General features: G+C 52.0%; 2 rRNA genes. Both read left to right on the top strand.

Going from position 1 to position 2,725, the window contains the following annotated elements:
- Nucleotides 1-2,527: ribosomal RNA gene (locus AAA926_RS09750) — 23S ribosomal RNA — on the top strand.
- A gap of 79 nt (nucleotides 2,528-2,606) precedes the next feature.
- A 5S ribosomal RNA gene (gene rrf, locus AAA926_RS09755) occupies nucleotides 2,607-2,723 on the top strand.
- Nucleotides 2,724-2,725 lie beyond the last annotated feature (2 nt).

Consider the following 2,725-nt stretch of genomic DNA (forward strand, 5'->3'; position numbering starts at 1 on the left):
GGAGCGCGCTGAGCAGGATCCTGAGTAGGTCGGGACACGAGGAATCCCGATTGAAGCAGCGAGGACCATCTCGCAAGGCTAAATACTACATTGTGACCGATAGTGAACCAGTACCGTGAGGGAAAGGTGAAAAGAACCCCGGGAGGGGAGTGAAAGAGAACCTGAAACCGTGTGCCTACAAATAGTCAAAGCCCATTAAAGGGTGATGGCGTGCCTTTTGTAGAATGAACCGGCGAGTTACGTTAGCTAGCGAGGTTAAGTCAGAAAAGACGGAGCCGGAGCGAAAGCGAGTCTGAAGAGGGCGCAGCAGTTAGCTGATGTAGACCCGAAACCAAGTGACCTACCCATGACCAGGTTGAAGGTGCGGTAAAGCGCACTGGAGGACCGAACCCACGTAAGTTAAAAATTGCGGGGATGAGTTGTGGGTAGCGGTGAAATTCCAAACGAACTTGGAGATAGCTGGTTCTCTCCGAAATAGCTTTAGGGCTAGCCTGGTGCCAGGACGATCATGGAGGTAGAGCACTGTTTGGACGAAGGGCCCGTCAGGGGTTACTGAATTCAGATAAACTGCGAATTCCAGAGATCGAGGCACTGGAGTCAGACTGCGAGTGATAAGATCCGTAGTCGAAAGGGAAACAGCCCAGATCACCAGTTAAGGTCCCCAAATCTATGCTAAGTGGAAAAGGATGTGGAGTTGCGTAGACAACTAGGATGTTGGCTCAGAAGCAGCCATCATTAAAAGAGTGCGTAATAGCTCACTAGTCGAGTGACGCTGCGCCGAAAATTTACCGGGGCTAAGCATAGTACCGAAACTGTGGATGTGCAGTAATGCACGTGGTAGGAGAGCGTTCTAAATGCGGCGAAGCTTAACTGCGAAGATAAGTGGAGCGTTTAGAAGTGAGAATGCCGGTATGAGTAGCGCAAGATAGGTGAGAATCCTATCCGCCGAAAGACTAAGGTTTCCTGGGGCAGGCTCGTCCGCCCAGGGTAAGTCGGGACCTAAGGCAAGGCCGAAAGGCGTAGTCGATGGAGAACAGGTAGAGATTCCTGTACTGCGCAGCTTCGTTAATAGCGAAGGAGGGACGCAGGAGGCAAAGAACGCATGGCGCTGGAAGCCATGTTCAAGCGTTAAGTGTGGTAATGAGTCAAATGCTTGTTACTGTTAAGCACAAGGCGTGATGAGGAGCGAAATCAAAGTAGCGAAGGTTCAAGCGTCACACTGCCAAGAAAAGCTTCTAGCGAGAAGCTGCGTACCCGTACCGCAAACCGACACAGGTAGTCGAGTGGAGAACACTCAGGTGAGCGAGAGAACTCTCGTTAAGGAACTCGGCAAAATCGCCCCGTAACTTCGGGAGAAGGGGTGCTGGTGTAAGAGCCAGCCGCAGTGAATAGGCCCAAACAACTGTTTATCAAAAACACAGGTCTCTGCCAAGTCGTAAGACGACGTATAGGGGCTGACACCTGCCCGGTGCTGGAAGGTTAAGGAGAGCTGTTAGCGCAAGCGAAGCAGCGAACTGAAGCCCCAGTAAACGGCGGCCGTAACTATAACGGTCCTAAGGTAGCGAAATTCCTTGTCGGGTAAGTTCCGACCTGCACGAAAGGTGTAATGATTTGGGCACTGTCTCAACGAGAGACTCGGTGAAATTATAATACCCGTGAAGATGCGGGTTACCCGCGACAGGACGGAAAGACCCCATGGAGCTTTACTGCAATTTGATATTGGGCAGCTGTTAAACATGTACAGGATAGGTAGGAGCCAGAGAAGATAGCACGCCAGTGTTATCAGAGGCAATGTTGGGATACTACCCTTGTTTGATGGCTGCTCTAACCAGGGCCTCTAAGCGAGGCATGGGACAGTGTCAGACGGGCAGTTTGACTGGGGCGGTCGCCTCCTAAAGTGTAACGGAGGCGCCCAAAGGTTCCCTCAGAATGGTTGGAAATCATTCACAGAGTGCAAAGGTATAAGGGAGCTTGACTGCGAGAGCGACAACTCGAGCAGGGACGAAAGTCGGGCTTAGTGATCTGGTGGTACCGCATGGAAGGGCCATCACTCAACGGATAAAAGCTACCCTGGGGATAACAGGCTTATCTCCCCCAAGAGTTCACATCGACGGGGAGGTTTGGCACCTCGATGTCGGCTCGTCGCATCCTGGGGCTGAAGTCGGTCCCAAGGGTTGGGCTGTTCGCCCATTAAAGCGGCACGCGAGCTGGGTTCAGAACGTCGTGAGACAGTTCGGTCCCTATCCGTCGTGGGCGTAGGAAATTTGCGAGGAGCTGTCCTTAGTACGAGAGGACCGGGATGGACATACCGCTGGTGTACCAGTTGTCTTGCCAAAGGCATCGCTGGGTAGCTAAGTATGGCCGGGATAAGCGCTGAAAGCATCTAAGTGCGAAGCCCCCCTCAAGATGAGATTTCCCATACGTAAGTAGTAAGACACCTCAAAGACTAAGAGGTAGATAGGCTGGGAGTGGAAGAGCCGCGAGGCTTGGAGCGGACCAGTACTAATCAGTCGAGGACTTGACCAGAGCTTAATGGCAATGAAGGTTTTTTCAAGCAGAGGATTATATTTAGTTTTGAGCGTAGAAGCTCAAAGAGAGAGAAAAAGTACGGTGGCAAGAGCAAGAAGGAAACACCTGTAACCATGCCGAACACAGCAGTTAAGCTTCTTCACGCCGAGAGTAGTTGGTGGGAGACTGCCTGCGAGGGTAGGACGCTGCCGTGCTT

This window comes from Lactobacillus juensis (assembly GCF_036246285.1).
In the GTDB taxonomy this organism is placed as follows: domain Bacteria; phylum Bacillota; class Bacilli; order Lactobacillales; family Lactobacillaceae; genus Lactobacillus; species Lactobacillus juensis.